This window comes from Constrictibacter sp. MBR-5 (genome assembly GCF_040549485.1).
In the GTDB taxonomy this organism is placed as follows: Bacteria; Pseudomonadota; Alphaproteobacteria; order JAJUGE01; family JAJUGE01; genus Constrictibacter.
The window spans coordinates 79,889-106,879 of sequence record NZ_JBEPTK010000008.1 but is presented as its reverse complement, the minus strand read 5'-3'; the positions used below and the strand labels follow the sequence as shown (position 1 = coordinate 106,879).

General features: G+C 68.4%; 29 protein-coding genes. 16 read left to right on the top strand and 13 right to left on the bottom strand.

Going from position 1 to position 26,991, the window contains the following annotated elements; genetic code table 11:
* Positions 1 to 101: 101 nt before the first annotated feature.
* The 3 genes from ABIE65_RS17090 to ABIE65_RS17080 all read left to right on the top strand — a co-directional run bounded on the left by ABIE65_RS17090 (position 102) and on the right by ABIE65_RS17080 (position 3,730).
* The gene (locus tag ABIE65_RS17090; RefSeq protein ID WP_354079319.1) at positions 102 to 1,724 is read left to right on the top strand and encodes an ABC transporter substrate-binding protein; all 1,623 of its coding nucleotides are present in this window, start codon (positions 102 to 104) and stop codon (positions 1,722 to 1,724) included.
* An 84-nt stretch (positions 1,725 to 1,808) separates the two neighbouring features.
* Positions 1,809 to 2,759: an ABC transporter permease gene (locus tag ABIE65_RS17085; protein WP_354079317.1), complete on the top strand. Its 951-nt coding sequence runs from the start codon at positions 1,809 to 1,811 to the stop codon at positions 2,757 to 2,759.
* An 11-nt stretch (positions 2,760 to 2,770) separates the two neighbouring features.
* Positions 2,771 to 3,730, top strand: a complete 960-nt coding sequence (locus ABIE65_RS17080; RefSeq protein WP_354079315.1) for an ABC transporter permease — start codon at positions 2,771 to 2,773, stop codon at positions 3,728 to 3,730.
* 102 nt (positions 3,731 to 3,832) lie between these two features.
* Here ABIE65_RS17080 and ABIE65_RS17075 read toward each other — a convergent pair whose 3' ends face one another.
* A complete protein-coding gene (locus ABIE65_RS17075; protein WP_354079314.1) occupies positions 3,833 to 4,840 on the bottom strand; it encodes an ABC transporter ATP-binding protein in 1,008 nt (335 codons plus the stop codon).
* Positions 4,841 to 4,844: 4 nt separating this feature from the next.
* Entirely contained in the window at positions 4,845 to 5,819 is a 975-nt protein-coding gene (locus ABIE65_RS17070; RefSeq protein WP_354079313.1) for an ABC transporter ATP-binding protein, read from the bottom strand.
* A gap of 186 nt (positions 5,820 to 6,005) precedes the next feature.
* On the opposite strand from ABIE65_RS17070, the gene ABIE65_RS17065 reads away from it, so the two are divergent.
* On the top strand, positions 6,006 to 6,824 hold the full coding sequence (locus tag ABIE65_RS17065) for an alpha/beta fold hydrolase (RefSeq protein WP_354079311.1): 819 nt from the start codon (positions 6,006 to 6,008) through the stop codon (positions 6,822 to 6,824).
* A 9-nt stretch (positions 6,825 to 6,833) separates the two neighbouring features.
* Here ABIE65_RS17065 and ABIE65_RS17060 read toward each other — a convergent pair whose 3' ends face one another.
* Positions 6,834 to 7,190 (bottom strand): hypothetical protein, encoded by a 357-nt coding sequence (locus tag ABIE65_RS17060; RefSeq protein WP_354079310.1) that lies wholly within the window; start codon positions 7,188 to 7,190, stop codon positions 6,834 to 6,836.
* A 195-nt stretch (positions 7,191 to 7,385) separates the two neighbouring features.
* Between ABIE65_RS17060 and ABIE65_RS17055 the strand changes: the two genes are divergently transcribed.
* Both ABIE65_RS17055 and ABIE65_RS17050 read left to right on the top strand, forming a co-directional pair.
* Entirely contained in the window at positions 7,386 to 7,838 is a 453-nt protein-coding gene (locus ABIE65_RS17055) for a curli assembly protein CsgF (RefSeq protein WP_354079309.1), read from the top strand.
* A 39-nt stretch (positions 7,839 to 7,877) separates the two neighbouring features.
* On the top strand, positions 7,878 to 8,879 hold the full coding sequence (locus ABIE65_RS17050) for a CsgG/HfaB family protein (RefSeq protein WP_354079308.1): 1,002 nt from the start codon (positions 7,878 to 7,880) through the stop codon (positions 8,877 to 8,879).
* A 25-nt stretch (positions 8,880 to 8,904) separates the two neighbouring features.
* Here the strand turns inward: ABIE65_RS17050 and ABIE65_RS17045 are convergent, their stop codons facing one another.
* Both ABIE65_RS17045 and ABIE65_RS17040 read right to left on the bottom strand, forming a co-directional pair.
* Positions 8,905 to 9,546: a response regulator transcription factor gene (locus ABIE65_RS17045; protein ID WP_354079307.1), complete on the bottom strand. Its 642-nt coding sequence runs from the start codon at positions 9,544 to 9,546 to the stop codon at positions 8,905 to 8,907.
* The gene (locus ABIE65_RS17040; protein WP_354079305.1) at positions 9,539 to 10,651 is read right to left on the bottom strand and encodes a sensor histidine kinase; all 1,113 of its coding nucleotides are present in this window, start codon (positions 10,649 to 10,651) and stop codon (positions 9,539 to 9,541) included. Before ABIE65_RS17040 ends, ABIE65_RS17045 begins: the two co-directional genes overlap by 8 nt.
* 494 nt (positions 10,652 to 11,145) lie before the next feature.
* Between ABIE65_RS17040 and ABIE65_RS17035 the strand changes: the two genes are divergently transcribed.
* The 3 genes from ABIE65_RS17035 to ABIE65_RS17025 all read left to right on the top strand — a co-directional run bounded on the left by ABIE65_RS17035 (position 11,146) and on the right by ABIE65_RS17025 (position 13,480).
* On the top strand, positions 11,146 to 11,940 hold the full coding sequence (locus tag ABIE65_RS17035; protein ID WP_354079304.1) for a hypothetical protein: 795 nt from the start codon (positions 11,146 to 11,148) through the stop codon (positions 11,938 to 11,940).
* Between the two features lie 60 nt (positions 11,941 to 12,000).
* Positions 12,001 to 12,795 (top strand): hypothetical protein, encoded by a 795-nt coding sequence (locus ABIE65_RS17030; protein ID WP_354079302.1) that lies wholly within the window; start codon positions 12,001 to 12,003, stop codon positions 12,793 to 12,795.
* A 100-nt stretch (positions 12,796 to 12,895) separates the two neighbouring features.
* Positions 12,896 to 13,480 carry a hypothetical protein gene (locus ABIE65_RS17025; RefSeq protein ID WP_354079301.1) on the top strand — a complete coding sequence of 195 codons (585 nt, stop codon included), beginning with the start codon at positions 12,896 to 12,898 and terminating at the stop codon, positions 13,478 to 13,480.
* Positions 13,481 to 13,486: 6 nt separating this feature from the next.
* On the opposite strand, the gene ABIE65_RS17020 is transcribed toward ABIE65_RS17025, so the two are convergent.
* A complete protein-coding gene (locus ABIE65_RS17020) occupies positions 13,487 to 14,176 on the bottom strand; it encodes an alpha/beta fold hydrolase (RefSeq protein WP_354079300.1) in 690 nt (229 codons plus the stop codon).
* A 176-nt stretch (positions 14,177 to 14,352) separates the two neighbouring features.
* On the opposite strand from ABIE65_RS17020, the gene ABIE65_RS17015 reads away from it, so the two are divergent.
* Positions 14,353 to 15,105 (top strand): glucose 1-dehydrogenase, encoded by a 753-nt coding sequence (locus ABIE65_RS17015; protein WP_354079298.1) that lies wholly within the window; start codon positions 14,353 to 14,355, stop codon positions 15,103 to 15,105.
* Positions 15,106 to 15,115: 10 nt separating this feature from the next.
* Positions 15,116 to 15,856, top strand: a complete 741-nt coding sequence (locus tag ABIE65_RS17010) for an SDR family NAD(P)-dependent oxidoreductase (protein ID WP_354079297.1) — start codon at positions 15,116 to 15,118, stop codon at positions 15,854 to 15,856.
* A gap of 47 nt (positions 15,857 to 15,903) precedes the next feature.
* Here ABIE65_RS17010 and ABIE65_RS17005 read toward each other — a convergent pair whose 3' ends face one another.
* The 3 genes from ABIE65_RS17005 to ABIE65_RS16995 all read right to left on the bottom strand — a co-directional run bounded on the left by ABIE65_RS17005 (position 15,904) and on the right by ABIE65_RS16995 (position 19,012).
* A complete protein-coding gene (locus ABIE65_RS17005) occupies positions 15,904 to 17,190 on the bottom strand; it encodes a TRAP transporter large permease (protein ID WP_354079295.1) in 1,287 nt (428 codons plus the stop codon).
* A 4-nt stretch (positions 17,191 to 17,194) separates the two neighbouring features.
* Positions 17,195 to 17,752 carry a TRAP transporter small permease gene (locus ABIE65_RS17000; protein WP_354079294.1) on the bottom strand — a complete coding sequence of 186 codons (558 nt, stop codon included), beginning with the start codon at positions 17,750 to 17,752 and terminating at the stop codon, positions 17,195 to 17,197.
* A gap of 117 nt (positions 17,753 to 17,869) precedes the next feature.
* Positions 17,870 to 19,012 carry a TRAP transporter substrate-binding protein gene (locus tag ABIE65_RS16995; RefSeq protein WP_354079292.1) on the bottom strand — a complete coding sequence of 381 codons (1,143 nt, stop codon included), beginning with the start codon at positions 19,010 to 19,012 and terminating at the stop codon, positions 17,870 to 17,872.
* A 506-nt stretch (positions 19,013 to 19,518) separates the two neighbouring features.
* Here ABIE65_RS16995 and ABIE65_RS16990 point away from each other — a divergent pair.
* On the top strand, positions 19,519 to 20,013 hold the full coding sequence (locus ABIE65_RS16990; RefSeq protein ID WP_354079291.1) for a Ros/MucR family transcriptional regulator: 495 nt from the start codon (positions 19,519 to 19,521) through the stop codon (positions 20,011 to 20,013).
* A gap of 92 nt (positions 20,014 to 20,105) precedes the next feature.
* On the opposite strand, the gene ABIE65_RS16985 is transcribed toward ABIE65_RS16990, so the two are convergent.
* Positions 20,106 to 22,031, bottom strand: a complete 1,926-nt coding sequence (locus tag ABIE65_RS16985) for a sodium:solute symporter family protein (RefSeq protein WP_354079290.1) — start codon at positions 22,029 to 22,031, stop codon at positions 20,106 to 20,108.
* Between the two features lie 164 nt (positions 22,032 to 22,195).
* On the opposite strand from ABIE65_RS16985, the gene ABIE65_RS16980 reads away from it, so the two are divergent.
* The 4 genes from ABIE65_RS16980 to ABIE65_RS16965 all read left to right on the top strand — a co-directional run bounded on the left by ABIE65_RS16980 (position 22,196) and on the right by ABIE65_RS16965 (position 24,324).
* The gene (locus ABIE65_RS16980; protein WP_354079288.1) at positions 22,196 to 22,579 is read left to right on the top strand and encodes a VOC family protein; all 384 of its coding nucleotides are present in this window, start codon (positions 22,196 to 22,198) and stop codon (positions 22,577 to 22,579) included.
* A 4-nt stretch (positions 22,580 to 22,583) separates the two neighbouring features.
* Positions 22,584 to 23,321 carry a DUF1028 domain-containing protein gene (locus ABIE65_RS16975; protein WP_354079287.1) on the top strand — a complete coding sequence of 246 codons (738 nt, stop codon included), beginning with the start codon at positions 22,584 to 22,586 and terminating at the stop codon, positions 23,319 to 23,321.
* 14 nt (positions 23,322 to 23,335) lie between these two features.
* Complete coding sequence (locus ABIE65_RS16970; protein ID WP_354079286.1) at positions 23,336 to 23,989, top strand: hypothetical protein; 654 nt, start codon at positions 23,336 to 23,338, stop codon at positions 23,987 to 23,989.
* A gap of 68 nt (positions 23,990 to 24,057) precedes the next feature.
* Positions 24,058 to 24,324, top strand: coding sequence for a ribbon-helix-helix domain-containing protein (locus ABIE65_RS16965; protein WP_354079285.1), 267 nt, complete (start codon positions 24,058 to 24,060; stop codon positions 24,322 to 24,324).
* A gap of 25 nt (positions 24,325 to 24,349) precedes the next feature.
* Here ABIE65_RS16965 and ABIE65_RS16960 read toward each other — a convergent pair whose 3' ends face one another.
* The 3 genes from ABIE65_RS16960 to ABIE65_RS16950 form a co-directional block, all read right to left on the bottom strand.
* Entirely contained in the window at positions 24,350 to 24,754 is a 405-nt protein-coding gene (locus ABIE65_RS16960; protein ID WP_354079283.1) for a hypothetical protein, read from the bottom strand.
* A gap of 144 nt (positions 24,755 to 24,898) precedes the next feature.
* The gene (locus ABIE65_RS16955; RefSeq protein WP_354079281.1) at positions 24,899 to 25,162 is read right to left on the bottom strand and encodes a hypothetical protein; all 264 of its coding nucleotides are present in this window, start codon (positions 25,160 to 25,162) and stop codon (positions 24,899 to 24,901) included.
* Between the two features lie 111 nt (positions 25,163 to 25,273).
* Positions 25,274 to 26,959 carry a methyl-accepting chemotaxis protein gene (locus tag ABIE65_RS16950; protein ID WP_354079279.1) on the bottom strand — a complete coding sequence of 562 codons (1,686 nt, stop codon included), beginning with the start codon at positions 26,957 to 26,959 and terminating at the stop codon, positions 25,274 to 25,276.
* Positions 26,960 to 26,991: the final 32 nt, after the last annotated feature.

The window sequence follows — 26,991 nt, the reverse complement described above, 5'->3', positions numbered from 1 at the left end:
AATCTTGTGTCCGGATTCAGCGGAGGTCCCGGGAGAATAATTTTCCACTACATCGTGCCGCGTTCGGACGCGAAAAACCAAAAAATTGGGAGGCACCGTCCATGTCCGACGAAGCGAAACGACCGGCGTTCGTGCAGACGCGCCGCGCATTCATGGCGACGACCACGGCTCTCGCCGGGGCGGCCGCCATCGGCCTGCCGCGCCTCGCGCGGGGGGCCCAGCGGCATCCGAAGCGCGGCGGGGTCCTGCGCTTCGCGACGCGCGACGACACCCGCGGCCTCGATAGCCACCGGAACTTCGTCTACTACGTGTCCCACCCGATGGCCGGCACGACCGGCGGGCTCCTCGACTTCAACGGCAGAATGGAGCCGGTCCCGGCGATCGCCACCGAATGGGACGTTTCCAAGGACCTGAAGACCTGGACGTTCAAGCTGCGCCGCGGGGCGGAGTTCCACAACGGCGAGAGCATCGACGCCGAGGCGGTGAAGTGGAACTACGAACGGATCATGGATCCGAAGATCGGCCACTCCTTCACCCGCGGCGTGCTCGGCGACCTGGAGCGGGTGTCGGTCGACGACAAGTATACGGTGCGCTGCCACCTGAAGAACCCGAGCGCCATCTTCGCCGCCAACCTGATCTACTATCCCGCCAACCTGATGGCGCCGGGCTCGGTGGACCAGGCCGATACCCACCCCGTCGGCTGCGGACCTTTCAAGTTCAAGTCATGGAAACGGCACGACACCACGGAACTGGAGCGTTTCGAAAATTTCTGGGAGACCGACGCCGAGGGCAATGCGCTGCCCTATCTCGACGGATTGATCGGGTATCCGAAGAAGGAGGATCGCGTCCGGCTGACGGCGCTGCGCACCGGAGAGGTCGACCTGATCGACAACATGGCCTATGCCGACGCCGCCGAGTTCGAGAGCAATTACGGCAAGGACTTCAATACCTGGGAAGTCCCGCACGTCGGCACGGCCTACATCTCGTTCAACCAGAAGAACGGGCCGTTCTCGGCGAAGGACAATCCCGACGCGCACCTGCTGCGCATGGCCGCGGCGCACGCCATCGACCATGAGGGTATCCATCAGGCGATCTTCCACGAGCGCGGCGCGATCGCGAAGGGCTTCTACAGCAAGTCGAGCCCCTGGTACGCCGAGGACATCGAGTCCTGGCCGGAATACGACCCGGACAAGGCACGCGCGATCCTGAAGAAGGCGAACGGCGGCGATGCGACCTTCCTGATCGTCGCGCAGGACTCCTATCCGTACATGCACCAGTCCGCCGAGATCGCCCACGCGATGCTCCAGGAGGCGGGCTTCAAGATCTCCCTGGAGATCCATCCCTCGCCGGTGCTGCGCGAGAAGTACCAGAAGGGCGATTTCCATCTCGACTCGTCGGCCAACAGCTATCGCCTCGATCCGGATGCCTGGTACGCGCGGGCGCTGATGTCGACCTCGCCGGACAACAAGCTGCGCTACGGCTACGAGAGCGAGAAGATCGACCAGATGCTGGTCGCGGCGAAGGTCGAGGTCGACCAGGAGAAGCGCCGACAGATCTATCGGGACGTCGACAGCCTGGTGAACAAGGACCTGCCGCTGCTCTACACGCACTACGTGCCGCTGCTGCAGGCCGGTTCGAAACGGGTGCAGGGATACCAGCCGGCGTTCGCCGGGCCGTTCCAATATGCCGGCGGCGGCCTGCGGACGACCTGGCTCGAAGGCTGACGTGGTTGCAGGGCTGACGGCCGTGCCGTTCGGTCGGCCGTCGCCACCCCACCGACCCGATCCCCCGCGCAAGGCAGGGTGCCGATGCTCGCTTACACGCTCCGCCGGATCGTCTATCTCGTGCCCGTCGTGTTCGTGCTGACGGTCGTCGTCTTCGCCTTCGTCGAACTGCTGCCAGGGAACATCGTCGACACGCTGGCCGGCAGCGAGGGCGTCGAGGACCCTGAGGTGCGGCGGGCCCTGGAGGAGGAATTCGGCCTCGACCAGCCGGTCTACGTCCGATACGGGCGCTGGGTATGGCGGGCAGCGCAGGGCGACTTCGGCTATTCGCTGATCACCCGGCGGCCGGTATCGGTCGAGCTGATGTCGGGCATTCCGGCGACCGTCTACCTCGCCCTGGTCGGCATCGGCCTATCGATGCTGATCGCGGTTCCGCTGGGCACGATCGCCGCGGTGAAGCGCAATGCGCCGATAGACTATGCCGCGCAAGTCACGTCCCTGGTCGGCATCTCGATCCCCGAATTCTGGTTCGCCATCCTCTGTGTGCTGCTCTTCTCGCTGCACCTCGGCTGGCTGCCGTCGTCGGGCTATGTCAGTCCGTTCGAGGATCCATTCGAAAGCGTGAAATACCTGATCCTGCCCGCGATGGCAGTCGCCGTCCGGCAGGCGGCCTATACCACGCGCCTGACCCGCTCCAGCATGCTCGACGAGATGAACAAGGAGTATGTCGACACGGCGCGCGCGATGGGCTTCTCCGAGCGCAAGGTGATCTTCAAGTACACGCTGCGCAACGCGATGATCCCAACGGTGACGATCAGCGGCCTGCAGCTCGCCAATCTGCTGGGCGGCACGGTGGTGCTGGAATCCATCTTCGCCTGGCCCGGAATCGGACGGGCGATCTTCGAGGCGATCATCCAGCGCGACTATCCGCTGATCCAGGCCGGCGTGCTGGTCCTCGGCGTCATCGTCGTGGTCATCAACCTGCTGGTCGACCTCACCTACAGCGTCCTGAACCCCCGCGTGAAGCTGAGCTGAGGAGCTGGAGGATGGACGATCTGGCTGTCCACGACCGCGCGGCCGCACCGGCCCTCGCACAGGTGCCCGCGCAGGTGCCGGCGCCGCCGCCACGGCTGCGGCGTCTGTCGGCGGCGCTGTCCAACGCCTGGTACGAACTGCGCAAGAGCAAGACCGGGTTGATCGGCTTCGCGATGCTGGCGGTGCTGTTCACCGCGTGCATCGCCACGCCGGTGATCGCGACGCACGACCCGGTCCGCCAGAACTACCGCGAACGGCTCGTGCCGCCGAGCGAGGAACATTATCTCGGCACCGACCGGCTGGGGCGGGACATCTATTCCCGCCTGCTCTGGGGTGGCCGGCGGCTCGTGACGATCAGCCTGCTCGCGGTCGCGTTCGGCCTCGCCATCGGCGTTCCCTACGGCGTGCTGACCGGCTATGTCGGCGGCGGGGTCGACACGGCGGCGATGCGCGTCGTCGACGGCCTCCTCGCCTTCCCGGGACTGTTGCTCTACCTGCTGATCGTGACTCTGGCGCGCGAATGGAAGCTGGAGGGCTTCTACAACGACCTGATCCTAATCTTCGCGCTGGGGTTCGCGTTCATGCCGGAGGTGGCGCGGCTGGCGCGCGGCTCGGTCCTGGTCGAGAAGCAAAGGGAGTATGTCGAGGCGGCGCGCTCGATGGGAGAGGGCGGGCTGCGCATCGCGCTGCGCGAGATCCTGCCCAACATCGTCTCCCCTTTGATCGTCAACGCCACGGTGCGCCTGGGCTACGTGATCCTGATCATCGCTGCCCTCTCGTTCCTGGGTCTCGGCACGCCACCGCCGACACCGGACTGGGGAGCGGACCTGAGCGCCGCGCGCGATTACATGGAGACGGCGCCGATGATCGCCATCCTGCCTGGGCTGGCCATCTGCTACACGGTGCTGGCCTTCAACCTCTTCGGCGACGGCCTGCGCGACATCCTGGACCCGCGGCTGGTGGAGCGGTAGGCGGTCCCGGCGGCACGCTAGGCTTCGCGCCGCCGTACCGAGGACCGGCCCCTCGAGGGCCTCGCGGTGGAGAGCGGGACGGCACAGCGCCGACTGTGTGGCTCAGACGTTGTGGCAGGCGACCTGTCGGCCGGTCCCGACGGGGATCAGTTCCGGGGCGATCTCGCTGCAGATCGCGGTCTCGCGCGGGCAGCGGCTGCACAGGCGGCAGCCGGGGGGCGGGTCGATCGGCGTGGTCACTTCGCCCTTCAGGGTCAGCTTCGGCGGCGGCCGGTCGGGGTCGGCCTCGGGGACGGCGGCGAGCAGCGCCTTCGTATAGGGATGCAGCGGGTCGGCGAAGAGGTCGGCGGCGGGGCCGGTCTCGACGATCTTACCGACATACATGACCGCGACGCGGTCGCTGATGTGGCGGATGACGCTGAGGTCGTGGGCGATGAACAGGTAGGTGAGCCCGAATTCCTCCTGCAGGTCGCGGAAGAGATTCAGGATCTGCGCCTGGATCGAGACGTCGAGGGCGGAAACCGTCTCGTCGCCGATGACCAGTTCCGGCCCGACCGACAGCGCGCGGGCGATGGCGATGCGCTGACGCTGTCCGCCGGAGAATTCGTGCGGGTAGCGGTCGATATGCTCGGCGCTCAGGCCGACGCGGTGCAGCAGGTCGAGCACGCGCGCGCGGCGCTCCATCGTGCCGGCGCCGATGCCGTGGAGTTCCATCGGCCGCGACAGGATGTGCGAGACGGTCTTGCGCGGGTTGAGCGAACTGTACGGGTCCTGGAAGACGAGCTGGACGCGCCGGCGCACGGAGCGCATGCGTGCGGGGGAGAAGGCCAGCAGGTCCTCGCCGTCGAGTTCGACCGCGCCGGCGGTCGGCTCCACCAGCCGGGTCACCAGGCGCGCGGTGGTCGACTTGCCGCAGCCGCTCTCGCCGACGAGGCCCAGCGTCTCGCCGCGGCGAATGTGGAAGTCGATGCCGTCCACGGCCTTCAGCGTCCGGACCTTCTCGCCGGCGATGCGCGAGAAGATGTCGGCGTTCAGCATGAAGTGCTTGGTCAGCCCCGCGACACGCAGCAGGGCGTCGGGCGGAGCTGCTGGGGGGAGCGCGGCATCCATGGCGTCACGCATGGCCGTGCAGGTGGCACGCGGCGTGGTGGCCGGGGGCGATCTCGCGGATCGGCGGCGCCTCGCGCCGGCAGACATCCATGGCGCGGTCGCAGCGCGGGTGGAATTTGCAGCCCTTCGGCGGGTCGAGCATGCTGCACACCGAGCCGCGGATCGGCGTCAGGTATTTCGACCGGGCGTCGAGGCGCGGGATCGAATTCAGCAGGCCCACGGTGTAGGGGTGCTGCGGGTTGCGGAAGATCTCGGCCTTTGGCCCCATCTCCACCATGTGCGAGGCGTACATGACGCCGATCCTGTCGCAGGCGTGCGCCACCACGCCGAGATTGTGGGTGATGAAGACCAGCGACATGTCGAGCCGGCCGATCATCTCGGTGATCAGCTCCAGGATGGTCGCCTGGATGGTGACGTCGAGGGCGGTGGTCGGCTCGTCGGCGATGAGAAAGTCCGGATTGCAGCTGAGCGCCATGGCGAGCATCACGCGCTGGCGCATGCCGCCCGAGAACTCGTGGACGTAGCTGTCGAGCCGTTGCCCGGGCGAAGGGATGCCGACCAGGCCCAGCAGATCGACCACGCGCTCGCGCGCCTCGCGCCGCGTGAGGCCGAGATTTGTGCGCAGCGCGTCGGAAATCTGGTCGTGGACGGTGAACACCGGGTTAAGGGCGCTCATCGGTTCCTGGAAGACCATCGCGATCCGGCGGCCGCGCAGGCTGCGCATTTCGGCGTCGGAGAGGTCGAGGACATCGTCGCCCTCGAAGCGGATGCTGCCGCGGGCGATCTCGCCGGGCGGCGTCGGGATGAGGCGCATGATCGACCGCGCCGTGACCGACTTGCCGGAGCCGGACTCGCCGACCAGGCCGAAGGTCTCGCGGCGGTCGACGCGAAACGAAACACCGTCGACGGCGGTCAATGCGCCGCGCTTCAAACGAAAGCGCACGGCGAGGTCGTCGACCTCCAATACCGGGTCGCCCATGGCGTCTTACCTCCGTCCCGTGTTATGAGCCGGTCGAGGTCGCGTGTCTTTCGACATGCGCCGGTCCGGCCGCTTTCTATTGCGGGTACGTTGGGTATTCTTCTCCCTGTGTCCATGAAGACTACAGGGCGCGGCGACGGCCGTGCAAGTAAAGAAGTCGGTGCTTGGGCAGGAGCGGACGAGGACATGACGGACATCGCGTTTCAGGGCGGGCGGATATATCTGGATTTCGCGTCTGCACGCGCAGCGTCGCCGGCACTCGCGCCGCCGATCCTCTTCGTGCACGGCGTCGGGGCCGACACGGCGATCTGGAACGACTGGCGCGGCGTGCTCGGCGGCGCGTTCGCCACCGCGGCGCTCGACCTGCCGGGTCACGGGCGGTCGTTCCGGCCGGCGGGGCCGATCGCCTGGACCTTCGACGACATCGCCGGCCTGGTGCGCGATGCGGCGGCGGCGACGATGCGCGAAGCGGGCGCCGGGCGCATCGTCCTGGTGGGCGAGTCCGTCGGCGGCACGGCCTGCCTCGCCGCGGCGGCCGGCAACCCGCTGGTCGCGGCGGTGGCCGTCTGCTCGACGGCGCATCTGGGCGGGCGCCTGGAGAATGTCCGCCCATGGCGCGAGCGCATCGCCGCCGACGGCCTCGGTGCCTGGTCGGACGACATGCTGGAGAAGCGCTTCGCCCCCGGCCAGACGGACGAGGCGCACCGCGCCTGGTTCGGCGCCGCACAGCGGGCGAGCGACGCGGAATCCATACTGGCGCTGGCCGACCTGCTGGTCGGGCTGGACCTGACGCCGCGACTGCCCTCGATCGCGTGCCCCGTGCTGCTGATGCACCCGGACGCCAGCCCGTTCATCCCGCTGGAACTGGCGGTTGCGCTGAAGCGCGGCCTGCCGGACGCCGACCTGATGGTCCTCCCCGGCACCCGCCACGGCATCGCCTGCTCCCACGGGGACGCATGCGCGGGGGCGGTGGTGGATTTTCTGGGGCGGCGGGGGGTGATTTAGGGCGCGCGTCTATTTGACGACGAGCCGGACGGTGCTGCCCTCGCCCTGCGTACTGGACCGCGTGCGGGAGCCGCCCGGCGACTGAAGCGTCACGGTGATCCCGCCCGCGGCGCTCGTCTGGGTCAGCTTGCAGGAGAGGCCCCGGCCGTTGAACGCGCGTGTCACGGGGACCGCCGACTCGATCTCGACCGTCGACACGCCGGCGGCGGTCTCGATCTCGCAGGACGCACGAAAGGTCGTGCCGTCGCTGCCCGTGACGCCGAGCACGTATTCACGCTCCGGCCGCACCGCTGTCGCACCGTCTGCACCGAATGAGGCGGCGAGCGTGACGGGAATCAAGCCTCCGACTGCGAGACGCTTCCACATTGCCCGTCTCCATGCTGCCGCAACCGCGGCCCGCGTTCCGAAGATCCGGACGCGCGGCGCACGGTACGGTTCGTGTTCGTCCGGAACCTATCTTAGTGGTTTAGTAAGTCTGCCCCTATACGGGTTATCGCGGATTCAAACGATCATCGTGATGCAGCATGCTGCATCGAAGAAGCGAGGCGGGAAGGGTTCGAGATGAAGGGTTTCGGGGGGCGATTTCTCGGCGGGATCGCGGCCGCAGTTATTGTGGGCATGACCGCGACGGTCCCGGCCGTGGCAGGGGAACTGGTCCACCAGTTCACGAACCCTTCGTTCGGCGGCAACCCGTTCAATTCCAGCCACCTGCTCGGCATCGCCAATGCCCAGAACGACTACACCGACCCATCGGCACGCAGCTCGTCTTCCGCGACGGCCGGCCTGAGCCAGGGCGAGCTGTTCGCGCGGCAGCTGGAGAGCCGTCTGTTGAGCGGTCTGGCCAGCCAGGTGACCGACGCGATCTTCGGGCCGAACCCGCAGGACAGCGGAACCGTCCAGTTCGGCGAGCAGACGATCACGTTCGTGCGCGGCCTTGAATCCATCGTGCTGACGATCTTCGACGATCGCACCGGCGAGAGCACGCAGATCCAGGTTCCGACGCTCACCCCCTAATCGGCGCCGCGCCGCAATCGTTTTTCGGGAGACGATCTGATGAAATCTGCGCTTGCGCGGCGCGGGCTGGCCGCCGGCCTGTTCGCCGCTGCCCTCTCGGGTTGTACCGTCCAGCAGATGGCGAAACCGCCGGCACCGGTGGAGAGCACGCCGATGCAGATGACGCTGACCGCACTGCCGCCGCCGGCGCGCAAGGTGCCGGTCACCGTCTTCAAATATCCGGACCTCACCGGCCAGTACAAGCCGAGCCAGACAGTGCAGTCCTATTCGCGCGCCGTCAGCCAGGGCGGCCTCGCCGTCCTTGCCAAGGCGCTGATGGATGCGGGCAACGGGCAGTGGTTCACCGTGCTCGAGCGCGAGGGGCTGGACTCGCTCCTCAAGGAGCGCGCGATCATCCGCGAGACGCGTGCGGCGTATCTCTCCGGCGACGGGCGGCAGTTGCCGCCACCGCCGCCGCTTCTCTATTCCGGGATCATCTTCGAAGGCGGCATCGTCGGCTACGACAGCAACACGCTGACGGGCGGGGCCGGGGCTCGCTACCTCGGGATCGGCGGCAGCACCGAGTATCGCGAGGACACGGTCACGGTCAGCCTTCGGGCGGTGAGCACGCAGTCCGGCGAGGTCCTGAAGATGGTCTCGGCGAAGAAGACCATCCTGTCCTACGGTCTGTCGGCCAGCGTGTTTCGCTTCGTCGCTTTCAAGGAGTTGCTGGAGATTGAGGCCGGGCTGACCCAGAACGAGCCGGGTTTCGTGGCGTTGCAGCAGGCGATCGAGCATGCAGTCTATTCGATGATCGTGGAGGGCGCGATGGCGGGCCTGTGGGATTTTCAGAACCCCGGCGACCGCCAGCGCGTGATCGAGGAGTATCGTATCGCGAGCGCCGCGCTTCCCGACCCGGAGCGGCTGCGCGAACTGGAGGAGACGCCGACGACGGTCGTCCGCGATCAGCGGAAGGCGCCCGACGACTCCAGTGCCGAGGCGAAGCCGGTGCAGCAGGGGGCCTATCAGACGAGCGCCCGGGATACGTCCTGGGACGGCTGAGGCGGGAGGCGTCGCCTCCGTCTTGTTACCTGCGGCCCTCGTCCGCGTCGCTGTCGGCACCGATTCCGGTTTCCATGGCGATCCGGATCAGGCGGGATAGGCTGGGCACCGCCATCTTCTGGAATACGCGACTGCGATGCACCTCGATGGTCCGCGGGCTGGCGCCCAGCCGGTGCGCGATGACCTTGTTGGGCTCGCCCGTCAGCATTTCGCTGAGAACTTCGCGTTCCCGCGGTGTCAGGGTTGCGTAGCGTTCGGCCGCGGCGGCCCGCTCCGCCTGTCGAAGCGTGACGTCGCGGCGGCTGTCGACCGCGCGCGCGACCGCCGCCAGGAACTCCGCGTCGCAGAACGGCTTCTGCAGGAAATCGAGCGCGCCGCCCTTGAGGGCGCGCACGGCGGTCGGCACGTCGGCGTGACCGGTCAGCACGATCAGCGGCACGTCGTGCCCGGCGCTCGCGAGCCTGTCCTGCAATTCCAGCCCCGACATCCGGGGCATCTGGATGTCGACGATCAGGCAGTCGCAATCGACCCATCCCTGGTCGTCGAGGAACGGCAATGCGCCGTCGTATATCCGCGTCCGGTAATTCTCCGCCTCCAGCAGGCAGCGCAGCGAGTCGGCAAAGCCGGCATCGTCGTCGACGATGCACACGCTGGGAAGATCAGGCATCGGCCGTGGCCCTGGCGCCGACCCCGACCGTCGCCGGTGCAACCGCCGGCAGCGTGAATGCGAAGGTCCCCGTTCCGCCGCGGTCCAGGCGGCCTCCGTGCGCGGCGATGATGGACCGGCAGACGGTCAGTTCGAGTTCGCCGGGCTCATGCCCGGCACGGGCCGGCGCCGCGTCGACCGTATCGGCGATCTCGATGCGGATCTTCTCGGATCCGACACTGCGCGCGCTCACGGTCACCCGGCGCACCGGCTCGTCTTCGAACGCTTCGACGGCGCTCCGGACGAGGGTCAGGATGACGTGCTGGAACTGCGGGCGGATCAGCGCCGCCTCCGGCAGGTCGGCCGGGATGTCCAGGTCCAGGGCGACGTTGCGCGTGAAAGCGTCGACGCGCGCCGCGTCGACGGCCTCCTCGACGATGCCCCGCAGGTCGCTCGCCCGCATCTCGTCCGGATCGTGATCGAACACCGACTCCACCTCGGCGATCACGCGGTAGGCGCGGTCGGCTTCTCCCGCCAGACGGTCGAGGACCTGCATCACCTGGTGCGGGCAGGCGTCGCGGTGGAGCAGCCGTCGGGCCGTATTCAGATAGTTGAGCATGGCGCCGCGCGGCTGGTTCAGCCTGTGCGAAAGGCTGTTCGCGACCTCGCGCATCGCATTCAGCCGCGCACTGTCGACCAGTTGCATCTGCAGTCGTCTGGCGCGCTCATGACATCTGCGCCGCTCCGTAACGTCGGTGATGGTGTACTGAAGTGCCGTGATGCCGTGCCACTGGGTAGGCTGGATCAGGAGGTCGACCCAGGCCGTCGACCCGTCGGGACGATCTGCACGGACCGTGATGCGGCTGTGCGTCCGGCCGCCCGGCGTGTCGACGAGCCCGGTCGCCGTGCGCCCCACCAATGCCGGGTCGGCGAACAGGCCGGCCACGTCGGGCCGGTCCAGAAGCATGGAGGCGCACGTGAATCCAAGGATTCGGGCGCAGGCGTCGTTGGCGTAGACCGGGCGCGAGCCGCATTCGACGAGAATGCCCTGGGCCGATCGATCGATAAGGTTTCGGAACGTCTGGTCGCCGACAGAAACCCGATCCTCGCGGATCGGGCCGGTCATCTCCAACATCATTCTCCCCCCGGGTCGTTTCCCATCCCCGATCTTTTGCCGACCTGCCCGCTCGACGTCGCCGTTCGAGCGGGCGCAGATTCAGGATGATTGTGGCGTCGACCCAATGTTCAACCGATTAACGCCGTTCGGCGTGATGGCGCTCACACCGCTTCCTCCTCCCGAGAACCGCAGATGCCGGACGGTGGTGTGCCGGATGGCCATCGCTCGAACCTTCCTGGCGCGGCCGACGACCTATCGAAGGATACTAGCATAAGTAGTAGCACGTACGGGAAGAACCCAATTCTCGAAAATTGTATCTTTCGGCAATCTGTCCGGACGTTAAGCGGCTGTTAACGCACTACCGTCGGGAGCGGGGGGATGCGGCCAGACAGCCCAGCGATGACGTCCAGGTCCGCCGCGGGAGCTTCCGGGGTCGCGACATGGACTTTGGTGCGGAGCAGGCGCACCGGGATCCATCAACGAACGAAGGTTGGGCAGAAACCATGAAGAAGATCTTTCTCGTCGGCGCCTCCGTCTTCGCCCTCGGCATGGGCAGCGCGATGGCAGGCAACGAAAGCGAAGTCTTTCAGGCCGACACCAGCAACACCGCGACGGTGAGTCAGACGCAGGCGGGTGCCGCGGGCAACGACTCGCTCGTGGACCAGGGCGGCCAGCGGGGTTCCGTCTTCGTCGAGCAGGTCGGCAGCGGGAACATCTCGGACGCCATTCAGCAGGCGGCGGCTCGTGACGGCATCATCACCGTCAATCAGAGCGGCAGCGCGAACACCTCGGATGTGATCCAGGGTGAAGTGAAGAAAATCGGCGTCCATGCCAGCCGGGCCGAAGTCGACCAGACTGGCGACTCGAACGAGGCGCTGATCCGTCAGGGCACCGCGTCCACCTTCGAGCGTTACAACGGCACGATCGAGCAGGTCGGCAACACCAACCTCGCGACGATCTACCAGTCGGCCACGGTCGGTGGTGCTGGCCGGATGACCAGCTCGCGCGCTTCGATCTTCCAGAACGGCAATGACAACGAGGCCGTCACCGAGCAGTACCCGACCGGCTCGATCGGGAACGGCCTGGGCAGCGGCAACAACTCCGACACACAGCAGCTCGGTGACGGCAGCTACGCCTCCGTCTCGCAGGCCGGCGGTGGCAACAGCTCGACCGTTCAGCAGGACGTCGTCGCTGGTGGTGTCGGTCACTTCGCGCAGGTGACGCAGATCGGCAACGGCCACGACAGCATGGTCAGCCAGATCGGTTCCGGTCACTCCGTGACGGTGACGCAGAACTGAGCGGTTTGGGGAGGCGGCGATCGCCGCCTCCCGTGCCTCCGGGTTTCACGAGGAGCGATCATGCGTGCGGCGGGCGTCCCCACAGCACTTTGTGCGCTGGCCGTTCTCGGCGGATCGGTCAATACGCCCGCAGAGGCGCAGAGCATCGCCTACATCCAGCAGGTCGGGCAGCAGCACCGGGCGGAGATCGTCCAGGAGAGCAGCCCCTCGAGCAGCGCGCTCATCGCGCAGCGCGGCGCATTTCACGATCACCGGATCGCGCAGCGCAACGGCAGCGACAACTACGCTGCGATCGACGCGCGCGGAAATCCGGGCGGCGGAGCCGCTGCGGGTGATGCGGGGTCGATCAGTCAGAGCGGCGCGCACCAGACGGCGCTGACGTTCTCGGCGGGATCCGGCAACGATTTCTCCATCGAGCAGAGCGGCGGCGACGGCGCCAACCTCGCGGCGCTCGTCCAGACGGGACGGCGCAATCGTGCGACGGTCGAGCAGTCCAATTCGGCGCCGCCGTCCGCCGCGGGCGGCGCCACGGGCGCTTCCGGCTTTGCCGCCGCGGCGCGCGGGCTCGATTTCGGCGGCAGCGGGCTCGCCAGCCAGATCCAGGGCATGGCCCTGGGTTCCGCCAATGCCACCCTTCAGGTCCAGGCTGGCACAGACAATACGGCGTCGGTGTCGCAATCGGGGCAGGGGAACCTCGCGATCCAGACCCAGATCGGCAACGGCAATACGATGAGCGGCGCGCAGGTCGGCGACGGAAACACGTTGGTTCACACGCAGGTCGGCAACGGCATCGTCGGGCCGGACATCGTACAGTCGGGCCACCAGAGCATCACGATCACCCAGATCAAGCCGTAGGATGGCGGCCTCGCCGGCGACGCGCGAGGCGCGGCGTGACAGGTGCCTCTGCAACTTTCATACTCGCGCTCGGAGTGCGCTGGTTCGTAGCGAGAGCGTGATGCATCGGTCCCTGATCAAGAGCCTGTTCGTCGCGGCCGGCCTCGCTGTCGTGCTGTCGTCGTGCAGCGGTTCTTCGCCCGCGTCGGAAGCCGCTGCGGGCCGTACGCCGGCACGCGCCGATGCGGAGGTCTCGCGTCCGCTCGACATTCCCGAGCCGATCGCCGTTCCGGCCGATGCTTCGTCCCCTTACATCCTCCAGGCGGGTCCGGACGACAAGGCTCCGGTCCTCGGCGAACAGGTGGACGGCCGGCGCCATCGCGCCTCTCCCGATACGCCGCTGGCGTTCGAGCGCCCCGCGGACGGAGCGCGCGGCGCGGCGGGCGCCGCCGCGCTGATCCCCGCACCGGCGGCCGATCCGCGCGATCCGGCGGTGGTGGCGCGCCGCATCGGGGAAGGCGGCAGAGGTTCGGCGTCGGACGCGACCTCGCAGATCGTGGGCGGCATCGCGGCCGGACTACAGCCCCTGCCGGGGAGCGAAGCGCCGCCGGCGCAGGGTGGGTTCGACGTTCAGGGGCCAACCGTCGTGCCGGGAAGCGGCGGACCTGTGCAGCCACAGTCGGGCGGCGCGACGCCGGCCCAGTAGGCGCCTTCACCCCGCCGTGATCATACCGGCGAGTTCCTCGGCTTTCGTCAGCATCGGGTAGTGGCCGGTGTCGAGTTCCAGCCAGTGGCCGTGCAGGTGGGCGGCCGTGCGGCGCTGGTGGGTGACCGGGGGGTTGGGGCTGTGGCGGCACCAGATCACGGTGGTGCGCCAGGTCTGGTCCCAGAAGGAGTCGAGATGCACCGGCGCTTCCATGGCGGCGATCGGGTGCAGGGTGTAGCGCTGCAGCGCCCAGGCCTTGGTCGCCTCGTCCAGGTCGGCGAAGAGACGCGTCGCGGCATCCTCGGGCGACGGGCCGGTGGCGACGTCGGTGCTCACGACGTTGCGGCGGGTCACAACGTCGGGCAGCGCCTCGCGGTTCATCAGCGCCAGCGCGTCGGCGAAGACGAGGCGGCCGACGCGCTCGCGCGCCAGTTCGGCCGTGCGGCACATGACCATGCCGCCGGTGCTGGTGCCGACCATGACGACGTCGCGCAGATCCTCGAAGAACAGCAGCTCCGCCAGTTCGGCGGCGTGCGTCTCGGTCGTGATGCCGGGGCGGATCTGGTGGCGGCGCTCGGCGCAGCCGTCGAGGGTGGGCGTGAGCACGCGGTGCCCGCCGGCGCGCAGCGCCTGCGCGACGCGCTGCCAGATCCAGCCGCCCTGATACGCCCCGTGGATCAACAGGATGGTCGCCATCGCCGGGTCCTCCTCCGTGGTGCCGGGACCGTCTGCGCGGCCCTCGCACCCGAATGGTAGAGCAGCGGCGGGAACGGCGCCATGCGCCGCCGTAAGGTCGCGCGGGGGGCAGGTGCAACACCGGCCGGTTCGAGTCACAGTAGCGGCGAAAACAATCAGAAGCGCTGGAGGACGAGATGCGGTTGAAGGACAAGGTCGCGCTGATCAGCGGTGCCGCTTCGGGCATGGGGGCGGCCATGGCCCGCCGCTTCTCCGAGGAGGGGGCGGCGGTCGTCATCGGCGATGTGCTGGAGGCGCCGGGCAAGGCCGTCGCCGACGAGATCGCGGGCAAGGGCGGCAAGGCCCTGTTCCAGAGGCTGGACGTCACCGACGAGGCGCAGTGGGCGGCGGCGGTCGAGGCGACCGTGGCCACGTTCGGCAAGCTGAACGTGCTGGTCAACAATGCCGGCATCAGCGGCAGTGCCGCGACCGACATGTTCGACAGCGAACTGTGGCACCGGATCATGGCGATCAACGCGACCGGCGTGTTCTACGGCATGAAGTACGCGGTGCCCGCGATGGCCAAGGCCGGCGGCGGCGCGATCGTGAACATGTCCTCGATCTCCGGCGTGGTCGGCCAGAAGCAGATCCATCCTGCCTACAACGCCTCGAAGGGGGCGGTGCGCATCATGACCAAGGCGGTCGCGGTGCAGCAGGCCGAGGCGGGCATCCGCGTCAACAGCGTGCATCCGGGCCTGATGCCGCCGATGATCACCTCCGGTGCGACGGCCGATCCGGCGACGCGCGCAAAGATGATGCGGCGCGTGCCGCTCGGCCGTTCCGGAGAGGTGAACGAGGTGGCGGACGCGGTGCTGTTCCTGGTCTCGGACGAAGCCTCCTACATCACCGGCACGGAACTGCACGTCGACGGCGGCTATCTGGCCTTCTAGGGAGACGGGCATGGCGGCGGTGGCGGACCTGCACGGACGGGTGGCGCTGGTCACCGGGGCGTCGCGCGGCATCGGCGCCGCCGTCGCGGTCGCCCTGGCCGGGGCCGGGGCGGACGTGGCGGTCAACTTCCGCGCACGCGGGCAGGAGGCGGCCGCGGTCGTCGGCGCGGTGCAGGCGCTCGGGCGGCGTGCCGTGGCGATCGCGGCCGACGTCTCGCGCACGGCGGAGGTCGCGGCGCTGCTGGTTGGGGTGGAGGCGGCGCTCGGGCCGGTCGACATCCTGGTCAACAATGCCGGCATCGGCGCGAAGCGCGGGCTGGACGAACTGACCGAGGCGGACTGGGACGAGACGATCGCCGTCAACCTGAAGTCGGCCTTCCTGTGCAGCCAGGCGGTCTATGCCGGCATGCGGTCGCGCGGCTGGGGGCGGATCGTCAACGTCACCTCGGGCGCGGCGCGCGGCGCGGGCGGCATCGGCGTGCACTACAACGCCTCGAAGGCGGGCATGGAGGGGCTGACCCGCGGCTACGCTGCGCGCCTCGCCGGGCACGGCATCACGGTGAACGCCGTGGCGCCGTCGCTGATCGAGACGGAGATGATGCCGGTGAGCCTCGAGGACGCCGCCCGCCGCATTCCCGTCGGCCGCGCCGGCAGGGCGGAGGAGGTGGCGCAGGCGGTCGTGATGGTCGTGTCGAACGACTATCTGACCGGCCAGACGATCCAGTTGAACGGCGGCATGAGCTTCATCTGAGCGGACGGCGCCCGGCACCGCCGAAGCGGGCCGGGCGCCGGGTCGCATCAGTTCCCGAAGACCGAGGTGACCAGCAGGTTGGGCACCCACAGGGCCAGGATCGGGAAGAACAGCACCAGGATCAGCACGATGCCGTCGGTCAGCAGGAAGGGTACGGCACCCTGCATGACCTTGGTGACGGGGACGCCGGTGGTGCCGCTGACGGCGAACAGGTTGAGGCCGACCGGGGGGATAACGCCGCCCATCTCGATCGCGATGGCGAACAGGATGCCGAGGTGAATGGGGTCGATGCCGAGCGAGTTCGCCACGGGGAAGAAGATCGGCACGGTCAGCACCAGGATGGCGATGCCGTTCAGGAACATCGACAGCAGCAGCAGGACCAGCACCAGGACGAGGAGGAAGCCCAGCGGCGAGAGGCCGAGGGAGATCACCCAGTCGGCGATGTCCTGCGGCCAGCCCTTGTTGGCGAGCAGGAACTGGAAGACGCCGACGCAGCCGACCAGGAAGAAGACGATCGAGGTGAGGTTGATCGCCCGGAAGGTGGCGGGCACCAGCTCGCGGACGAACGCCTTGGGCTTCGCCAGGAAGCCGTAGACGAGGGCGTAGGCGCAGGCGGCGGCACCGGCCTCGGTCGGCGTGAACAGGCCGCCATAGAGACCGCCGAGGATCAGGATCGGCATCAGGATGGCCGGGATCGCCTCGACCGTCGCCTTGCCGAGCTGAGCCCAGCTGAAGGTGCCCGACGGCAGCTTCAGGTAGAAGGAGACGCCGAGGATGACCACGGCGTTGCTGATCGCCAGCATGACACCGGGGATGAAGCCGGCGAAGAACAGCTTCACGATCGACTCTTCGGTCAGGACGCCGAACAGGATGAGCGTGATGCTGGGTGGGATCAGGATGGCGATGCCGCCGCCGCAGGCGATGATGCCGGCCGACATCCAGACGGGATAGCCGCGCTTGATCATCTCCGGATAGGCGATCATGCCCATCGCCGCCGCCATGGCGGTGCTGGAGCCGGAGATCGCGCCGAACAGCACGGCGGCGATCAGGGTGGCATAGGCGAAGCCGCCCGGCACCCAGCCGATGATCGCGTCGGCGAACTGGAACAGCTTGTCGATCAGCCCCGTCCGCTCCATCAGGAAGCCGGCGAGGATGAAGAACGGGATCGCCATCAGCGTGTAGCTTCCGAGGAAGCTGAAGAAGGCGCGGAAGACGGCGTTGGGCGAGAGGATCGGATCGTAGAGGATCATCAGGATCGCCGAGCCCGCGAGGGCGACGCCGATCGGTGCCCCGATGGTGAGCAGGGCGAAGAGGGCTGAGCCGACTATTCCCATGGGATCAGACCTCCAGCCCTTCTTCGACCGGTGCCCAGGGAAAGACTTTCCTGCCCCGCAGCGCCTGTACGTCCTGATAGAGGTGGAAGAGCGTCACCAGCGCCATCAGCGCGAAGCCGACGAGGAGGGTGGCCTGGAAGGGCCAGAGCGGCAGGATCATGCTCTGGGTGGTGCGCCCCATCATGGCGGTCCGCTCCACGGTCGGTATGCCCCACCAGGCGATGGCCGAGAACATCGCCAGGGACAGCGTGGTGACGAGGACGCGGAGGGCCAGAACGGTTCTCACGAACCCCCTGGCCCGGAGATATTCGAGCGCCGCCGTCATCGCCAGGTGCGACCGCCGCGCCTGGGTGACCGCGAAGAACAGGAAGACCGATCCCGCGATGGAATAGGTCACGACGTCCTGTCCCCAGTGAAACACGACGCCGAAGAGATAGCGCCGGATGATCTCCGCGATGGCGAAGCAGGTGGCGCCGAGCAGAACGACCGCTGCGGCGTAGCCGACGCACCAGTCGAGCACGAAGCGGATGACGCGGTAGGTGCGGTCGATGACACGCTCCATGGTTCTCACCGTCCTTCAAGACGAGAAGAGAGGCCGCGCACCTCTTGCAGGTGCGCGGCCAGGGGACACGCCTTGACCTTGGCGCGCTAGTGGGGGCGCGTTAGCCGGAGGCGCGCGTCAGGTCCGCTTGAAGCGGTCGAACCAGGGCTTGATCTCGGAGCAGTCGGTCTTCTCGATCCAGCTCTCGCCCAGCGGGTTCTTCTCCACAGCGGCCTTCGCCTCCTCCTGGAAGCGGTCGACCCACTTGTCGGCGTCGGCGGGGGTGTTGCTCTTCACCCATTTGGTGGTGGCGTCGCCCAGGGCGTCGGCGAGCTTCTTCTGCTCGGCGGCCTGCATGATGTAGATGCCGGGCTTGCTCGGATCCTCGGTGCCGAACTGGTCGATGACGCGCTTGTCGTTGCACCAGTTCACCTTCTTCTGGAAGGGAAGCACCTCCTCGACCATCAGCTTTTCGATGACTTCGCGCTGCTTGTCGCTCAGCTTGTTCCACCAGACTTGGCTGGCGCCGACCCAGTAATAGTCGCCGACGATGCCGTTGATGCCGGCGACGGTGAAGTAGGGCGCCTGGTCCTTGATCTGGTTGTAGCCGCCGAGACTGGTCAGCAGGCCGTCGATCACGCCGGTCTGCAGGGCGGGGGGCACGTCGCCGAAGGACATCGTCGTGGCGTTGGCGCCCCAGGCGGCCAGCGCCGCGTTCTCGGCGGGGCCCATGCTGCGAATCTTCTGGCCCTGGAAGTCCTTGGGCTCGAGCAGGCGCTTACCGGCGCCGGCGCCCATGAACATGCTGAGATGGCCGGTACCGAACATCTTGATGCCGTGGACCTTGGCGAAGCGGTCCTGGATCATCTCCATGGTGTCGAACGAGTCGAGCTGGTTCATCGCACCCGGCGTCGTGAGGAGCATCGGGCCCACGACGACGTTCATGTACGGGTCGATCTGCGCAGTCTTGCCGAACTGGCCCCACGCCATTTCGAGATTGCCGTCGAGCATGGCTTCGACCGCCTCGGGAATGGTGTAGAGGGCGCCGGCGGCGTAGAGGCGCACGGTGCTGCCCGGGATCACCTTCTCGAGGCGCTCCTTGAAGAATTCCTGGGCGATGGCGGCGGGATGCGGCGGCGGGCTGTGGTCGCCGGCGAGCCGGATCGTCACCGGTTCGATTTTCTGCGCCATCGACGGTGCGACGGACGCGGTGGCCGCCAGTCCCGTCGCAATGGCGAACGTCGCCAGCGCACGCGCCGGCTGTCGAAGAACGGTCAGCATAGTCGTCTCCCTGTTATCTGGACTGATCGCCGGGCGTTGATGATTGCCGGACGTTGTTCTATGGAACATTCGCGTGACGCTGGTCCGCCTTTCGGGCGGCCGTGCGCACTGTTCCGTTTGCGATTCTCCGTCGGCGCCGTCTTCACTCCTTTCCGCCGGGCGCTGCTTCGGCTGCAGAATGGCCGAATGGTAGTGTCTCCGGCATGGCTCGTCCAGAAAAGCGCGCCGCCGCCGCCCAAAGCGACTTGGCCGCGGCTGTGGCCCCGGTCGTTACCACCTGCTGGACGGCATCCGGCCGACCTGCAGGCGCGGCGCCGCAATCGAGTTCGCGATTGTTACGAATACACCCAAAAGATGCCGCGTATCGGTGCGAGATGAATCGAATGTCATCAATCCGGGACGGTCTTGTAGATTTTTTGCCGCGCGTCCGTAAACGACTATTGCCTTTGCCGGCATATGCGCTATTGCTCCGCGCACACCCTAGTGAAGTAGAGGCGGAGTAGTTCATGTCTGACGAGCCGGCACCGGTAAGCAAACTCAACGAGGCTAAGCTGGCGGAATTGACCGCACAGATCGTCTCGGCCTATGTGACCAACAATTCCCTGCCGGCCGCAGAGCTTCCAGGCATCATTCGGAGCGTCTCCGGTTCGTTTCAGCGTGACGAGGGTCCCGCGGAAGTGACCGAGGTTACACCGGCAGTGCCGATTCGGCGCTCCGTCAATGCGGATTATCTGGTCTGTCTCGTCTGCGGCAAGCATCAGAAGACCCTGAAGCGCCACCTCGCCACGGCGCACGGCCTGTCGCCGGCAGACTACCGGACCCGATTTGGCCTGCCGTCCGACTATCCCATGGTCGCCTCCGCCTATTCCCAGGCGCGTTCCGACATGGCGAAGCAGATCGGCCTCGGCCAGAAGGGCCGTGGTGGCGCACCCGTCGCGCCGGCCGTCACGAAGACGCCCGGCCGCCGCGGCCGGCCACCGAAGGCCGCCCCCGCGGGCTGAGCTTCTGGCCGGATTTTTCGGCCCGAATTTTTGGCCCGAATTTTTGGCCCGAATTTTTTGGGGCGACCATCGACGATGAAATGGCCCGGCAGCTATGTGCCGGGCCGTTTCGCGTACAGGAGGATGTCGGAAGCGGGTGCCGGAAGCGGATCTTCGCGATGCACCTCCCGCCACCACACGGGAACGAGCGCGGTGCCGGCGGCGATCATCGTCCACTCGGCGAGGCCACCGAAGCCCGGCGTCCCGACGGCCGCGCGGCCGATGCCGACCAGCAGCAGGAACAGCGAGGCGGCGCTGACGGCCACGGCGGCGAGCCGTCGCAGCAGCGCCCGGACCGGGGCCTCCGGGGCGTCACCCGCCAGTGCCGCGGTGCGGCGCCAGAAGCCGAGCGGGCGCACCGTGCGATAGAAGGTACGCAGGACCTCGCGGTCGGTCTGGGGGCCGAACAGGGCGGCGACGAGCGCCGCCGCCGTGGTCGCCAGCGCCATCGATCCGAGCCGGATCCATTCCGTCGCCGGATCCGTGCCGAAGACCGCGAGGAGCAGGGGGGCCGCGACCAGCGACACCGTCATCGCCGCCAGTTCGGCCTGCAGGTTGATGCGCTCCCAGAGCCAGCGCAGCACCAGCACCGAGCCCATGCCGGCACCGAACAGCAGCGACACCGACCATGCGGCCTGGATGGAGTCGAGCCGCGCCATGACGGCGAGGGCGATCGTCACGATGACGATGCCGGAGATCCGGGCCACGCGCACCAGTTCGCGCCGCTGCGGCTCGCGGCGCAGCCAGTGGCGGCAGATCAGCCGGTCGTAGACGTCGTTGCTCCAGTAGGACGCGCCCCAGTTCAGGTGCGTGTCGACGGTCGAGGCCAGTGCGGCCAGCAGCCCGGTGAGGACGAGGCCGCGGATGCCGGGCGGCAGCAGGTCGTCGATGCCGGTGACGTAGAGGATCTCGCGCGAGGCGGCGAAACCGTCGCCCGACGCGTCCGCGGCGCTGAACGGATAGATCACCAGGAGGCCCACCGCGATCACCAGCCAGAGCAGGCTGCGCAGCAGGATCTGAGTCCAGGTGAAGAGGATGCCGGCCCAGCGCGCGTCGCCGTCGGACCGGCAGGCCATCGACCGCTGCGCCAGATAGCCGGTGCCGTCGGCGTTCATCTGGAAGAGCCATTGCAGGCCGATGATCACCAGGAAGGGCGACAGCAGGTCGCCGACGGACGCGGGGCCGAACGCGAGCAGGCGGTCGGCACGTGCCGCACCGTAGATTTCGGCGACCCGCGCCGGCAGGGCCGCCAGCCCTCCGGCGGCGTCGGCGACGACCCAGGCATAGATCGCCGTGCCCACGAGGGCGATCGCCAGCTGCACGACGTCGGTCGCGACGACGCTGCGCAGGCCGCCCGTCAGCGAATAGCCGGCGGTGAAGACCAGGATGAGCGCGATCGAGATGAGACCGTTCGCCGTGGCGATCTCCGGCGGGATCCCGGTGACGGGCGTGCCGAGGCTCAGGCCGAGGGCGTCCACGACGGCGAGAACGACGCCGTAGACGGGCGCCGGCAGCCACAGGTGCCAGGGCAGGCAGACCTCGGCGATGCGCACGGCGGCGACCATGACCATGGCGAGCACGGCGCAGTTGACCACCGTGCCGTAATAGACCGCCTTCAGCACGCGCAGCGTGAGCGCGCCACGGCCGCCGTAGCGGAATTCGGAAAGCTCGGCATCGGTCAGGACGCCGCTGCGGCGCCACGATCCGGCCAGCACGAAGGCCATGAGCAGAAAGGCGAGGGCGTAGATCCACAGGCGCCACAGGCCGAAGATCCCGGCCGTCGCGACGAGGCCGACGACGAGCAGCGGCGTGTCCGCGGCAAACTGTGTCGCCGCCATCGACATGCCGGACTGCCAGCCGCGCAGCGAGCGGCCCGCGAGGAAATAGTCCGCCGGACCGCGCGACGCCTCGCGCCGCGCCCGCATGCCGGAGCCGACGGCGTAGGCGACGAAGGCGGCGACGATGAGGATGTCGATCATGGCGGGATCCGCTGGCGCCGTTTTCGGACGCCGTTTTCGGGCGCCGGGTCATCGGTCGGGGCCTCTGTGGACAGACCCGGCCCGGCGGGGGAAGATCGAGGTTCCGCAGGCCGTCGCAACCACAAGGACGACGAGCCGCCGAGAATAACGGGAGGACCGCCCAAATGCCCAAATGGATCGACCACATCGTCGTCCGCGTGAAGGACCTGGACGCGACGCTGAAGGATTATGAGACCAAGCTGGGGATGAAGGCGAGCAAGGGGCCGGAGGACCAGCCGCATCTGGGCCTGCGCGCCGCGATCCTGCCGCTGGGCGACGGAGGCCGCTTCATTGAGCTCGTCGAGCCGCTGGGCGACGGTGCCATCGCCAAGTCGCTCGCCAAGTTCGGCGAGGGCGTCCATCTGGTGGCGCTGGCGGTCGACGACCTGAAGGTGGCGGCCGCGGAGATGAAGGGGAACGGGGCGCGGGTCATCGAGACCCAGGGCCAAGTCTTCATCCATCCCGCCGACGGACACGGCGTCCTCTATCAGCTGATCGAGCGGAAGTGAGGCGATGACGATGCCGCGCGCCGTGGAACCGTCCCCGGGGCCGCCGCCCGGCCCCGAGTTCCACACCTTCACCGCCGTGGCGCGCTGCCCGCGCACCGGGGCGCTGGGCATCGCGACCGCGACGCGGTCGCTGGCAGTGGGCGCGCGCGTTCCGCACGTCCGCATGCGCCTGGGCGCGGTCGCCATCATGGCGATCGCCGACCCGCGGCTGGGGCACATGGCCATCCGCCTGCTGCGCCAGGGCTACAAGGCACCGGCGGTGGTGGAGGCGCTGGTCGCGGCGGACCCGTATGCCGAGTATCGCCAGCTCGCCGTGATCGACGATGACGGCTTCGCCGCGGCGCGCACCGGTGCGCACAACCGCGACTGGGCCGGGCACCATGTGCGCGACAATTTCATAGCACTCGGCAACGTCCTGGTCGGCGAGGCGGTGCTGGACGCGATCGAGCGCGGCTACGAGTCCGAGCCCGACGCACCGCTGGAGGACCGCCTGATGCGCGCGGTCGAGGCGGGGCGCGATGCCGGCGGCCAGCATGGTGGGCAGAATTCGGCGGCGCTGCTGGTCTATGCCGACAAGCCGTTTCCGCGTGTCGACCTGCGGGTCGACGTCCACGACGAGCCGGTCGGCGAACTGCGCCGCGTCTACGACGCGTTCCGGCCGGCGATCGACTATTACAGCCTGCGCCAGGTGGACGCGCGGGTGAAGCCGCTGCACGAGAGCGTGCCCGGCGGGAACTACTGACGGGGCACGATGCGATGAGCCATGTCTATGTGCATCACCGGATCGAAGCGGCGCCGCGGCAGTGGAAGGCCGTCGCCGAGCGGGTCGTCGCTGCCGGCGCGCCTCGGGCGGCGGCGGCGGGCGGCGCGCTCTACGGCGTCTGGCGCAGCCAGATCGGCCGGCCGCGCGACGAACTGACGGCGATGTCGGTCTGGCCTGATGCCGATGCGGCGGCGGGGGCGGATGCCCTGCTGCTGGACGGCGTCGCCGACTGCCGGATGGAAGAGAGCGTCGCCATGGTGCCGACGCTGCGCCCGGTGGGACCGGAGGCGCCGCACCGGCAGGGGAACTACGCCTTTCGCTGGTTCGTGACGCCCGAAGCCGACTGGGACGAGTTCCTGTCGCTGTGCGCCGCGGCCTGGCCGGGCTTCGAGGCGGCCTACGATTCGCAGGTCGTCGGCCTGTGGCGCTGCCTGGATGCGGCGGAGGGGGGCGATGTACGCAGCCTGCTGCTGACGCGGCGTCCCGATCTGGCGGCCTGGGAGCGATCCAAGATCCCCCAGGGTGCGGCGGAAGCCGCAGTTCGCGAGAAATTGAGCCGGCGCTACGACCTTTGCGCGTGGACCTCCGTCAGCACGTCGACGTTGATCACGGCAACCGACCGCGAGGACACGGCGCGCTGGACGTGACGGCTTCCGACACTCCGGGCGAAAGCGATCCGCGGGCGAGGATGTTTCCGCAGGAACGTAGAGGACCGATGAGCCGCGAGTTGCCCCATAGCGTGCGGATCGGCGACCGCCGTACGTCGATCCGCCTCGACGACGAGATCTGGCGCGCCCTCCAGGAGATCTGCGCTCACGAGCGCGTGACGATGAGCGAACTGTGCACGCGGGTCGACGCGACGCGCGGCCAGCGCAGCCTCGTGTCCGCCCTCCGGGTCTATGCCGTGCTGTATTTCCGCCGGGCGGCGGAGCGTAGTGGGATTGAGCGCGGGGCGGCGGATAGCGGCGGGGCGCGCCCCTAGGCGCGCCGCGCCGCCGGGACGAGGTTCAGCCGCCGCTCTTCGCGTTGCCCCACTCCTTGTTGCAGGCATCGGCGGCCTTCTGGTCGCTGGTCTGCCAGTCGGTCGGATTGACCGGGGTGTCGGAATCGATCGGGGTCTTCGCCGTGGCGAGGACCGCGCCCGCGTCGATCTGGCAGCCGAGGCCATAGCCGTCACCGCCGGAACGCTTGGCGCGCTTCTGGCAGTCGGCGGGCTTTGCCATGGAGAGGGTGGCGGCGGTGGTGAGCGTGTCGCCCTTGTAGATGGCGCAGTACTTGCCCGCTGCCGCCGCGGCCGGACCGGCAGCCAGCATCGAGGCGACGACGGCGAGGCCAGCAGAGATCGTAATTCGAGTGAGCACTTTTTCCACCCTCCAGCTTTTTCGATTGGGACGTTCTGACGCGCAGGCCATGGACCGGCCTCCTGCGGTTGCAACACGCGCGGCCCGGCGGGTCAACGCAGGGGCAGCCCGGAGCTGCTGGTTGCAGGGCAGATATGCGTGCAGCGCAGGGCTGTCGTCGGGAAGGCCGCCGGGCTGACGGGGGCGTGCCAAGTCCTATTCGGTGCCGGTGCTTGGGGCGGTGCCGGTGCTTGGGGCGGTGCCGGTGCTTGAGGCGGTGCCGGTGCTTGAGGCGGTGCCGGTGCTTGAGGCGGCAGGTCCTGTGCCGCGCTCGCCCGCCGCCTGCCACAGACGCGCGACCTCGGAGAATCCCAGGCGCTCGGACCATGCGGCGGTGGCGAAGCACTCCGCCCCGGCACGGTCGCCGTGCACGCTCTTCATTCGGTTCAACAGCGTCACGACCGCCTGCTCTTCAGACATGCTCTTTCCTTCGACCATCGAACATGCGCTGAACGGATGAAGGCGGTGAAGGTTCCGGCTGTGCGTGTGCCGTTGCGAGACCGCCGCGGACGCCAGGGGCGCCGCTCCGCCTCAGGCTGCTCTCACGCCGTCGATGAAGGTGCGAACCTCGTCGTTCAGCGTCTCGGACTGTTCCGCCAGCCCGCCTGCCGCGCTCAGCACCTGGCTCGCGGCCGCGCCGGCGTCGGCCGAGGCCTGTTTCACGCCGGCAATGTTGCTGGTGACCTCCTGGGTGCCGCGCGCGGCCTCCTGTACGTTGCGGGATATTTCCTCCGTTGCGGCACGCTGCTGTTCGACGGCAGAGGCGATCGCGGCGGCGATCTGGCTGATCTGCTCGATCGTCGCGCCGATGCCCTGGATCGCCTCCACGGCGCTCCTGGTGGTGGACTGGATGGCGCCGATCTGGCCGGCGATCTCCTCGGTCGCCGTCGCGGTCTGGCCCGCGAGGTTCTTCACCTCGGTGGCGACCACGGCGAAGCCCTTGCCGGCGTCGCCGGCACGCGCCGCCTCGATGGTCGCGTTGAGCGCCAGCAGGTTCGTCTGGCGCGCGATGGAGGTGATGAGTTCGAGCACGCTGCCGATCTTTTCCCCGGCGGTGGCGAGGTCGCGCACGGTGGCGTCCGTCCGGTTCGCCTGCTCCACAGCGCGGGCGGCCATCTCGGCCGACTGCGCGACCCGGCCGGCGATCTCGTGGATCGAGGCCGCCAGTTCCTCGCTGGCGCCGGCGACAGTATGGACGTTGGTGGACGCCTGTTCGGAGGCGGCGGCGACGGCCACCGCCTGACGGTCGGTCTCCTCCGCGATGGCGGACATCGACTGCGCCGTCGCCTCCATCTCGGTGGCCGAGGCAGACAGGAGCTGCGAGAGCCGGCCGACTTGGTCCTCGAAGCGGCGGGTCAAATCGTCCAGCCGGTTCGCGCGCAGCAGCTTGGCTTCGGCATCCCGCGCGGCGGCCTCGTCGGCGGCGCGCTTGTCGATCAACGCCAGCTTGAAGGCGTGCAGGGCGTCGGCAACGATCCCGAGTTCGGTTTTGCGGCCGCGATAGGGGATCTCGGCGTCCAGGTCGCCCCTGGCCAGGTCGCTCATCGGCATGGAGACGGCGCGGATGCCGGCGGTGATGCTGCGAACGACCAGGGTGGCGCCGGCGAAGCCGGCGAGGACGGCGAAAAGGATGGCGCCGATCGTCCAGCGCTGGCTCCTGGTGAAGATCGCGTCGGCCCGCTCGGCGGCTGCCTTGCCGCCGGCGACCTCGAAGGCCAGCAACCTGTCGATCGTCTCCTCGATTCGGTGATTCAACCGCTCCGCCTCGCGGAAGTCCGGGGCGCTTCCCCTTCCCGCTTCCGCGGCGTCATGCTGGCCGAAGGCGGCGGCGGTCGCCGCGCGGTAGGCCTGCCAGAGTCGCATGACCTCGTCGAAGAGCTTCTGCTCCGTCTCGGAGGCGATGTGCGTGCGGTAGGCGGCCAGTGCCGCTTCCGCATGTCCGGCGGCATCCGCGAAGCCACGCGCCTCGGCCGTGCCCTCGACGCCCGACGTCAGGAGGCGGCGCAGGAAGCGCTTCTGGGCATCTACGACTGCCACCTCGGCCGTGGCGATCGACTTGGTGCTGACCAGCCAGCGGTCGGCCAACTCCTGCGAGAGATCGTCCACCCGGTGCATCCGGTCGAGGGCGAAGGTCCCCAACGCGGCGCTGAATGCCAGAAGGCATGCGACGAGGGCCAACAGGCGCAGCCTGATGGTGAAGCGGTTGAGATCGGCCATGGTGCGGCGCACCGGAACTCTGTTGCGGGTAC